Origin of the sequence: Burkholderia sp. L27(2015) (genome assembly GCF_009765705.1) — a bacterium.
Lineage (GTDB): Bacteria > Pseudomonadota > Gammaproteobacteria > Burkholderiales > Burkholderiaceae > LMUX01.
In genome coordinates this window covers 1-347 of the sequence record NZ_LMUX01000013.1, presented here as the reverse complement: position 1 = coordinate 347, position 347 = coordinate 1, and the positions used below count along the sequence as shown (strand labels likewise).

General features: G+C 64.8%; 1 protein-coding gene. It reads right to left on the bottom strand.

Annotated elements, in window-relative coordinates:
- Window positions 1-347, bottom strand: a 347-nt coding sequence (locus GSQ77_RS07465; protein ID WP_158900637.1) for a glycosyltransferase, incomplete at both ends; no start/stop codon positions are given.

Sequence of the window (347 nt, the reverse complement as noted above, 5' to 3'; positions counted from 1 at the left end):
GTCTGCCGGCATACAGAACCAGTTCGGCATCCAGCGGCACGCCAAGGCTGTGGCGTGCAGCCGCGCGATCGCCGAGGTGAAAGGTTGCCGCATCACATCCGTTGGGAATCACGCATATACGGGTGGCATCGGCGCCATAGTCCTGCACGGCGAGTCTTCCCAGATCCTCACTGACCATCAACAGGCGGCTTGCACGGCGCACGATCTTGCCGGTCAGGCGTCGGCTGATCGCGTCCCGCACGCGGATATCCGAACCGCGTGCACCGGCGACCAGCGGCAGCCCTGCGTGACGCGCAGCCAGCATGGCGCCATAGGCATCCGGATAAAGCCAATAGGCCAGCACGACG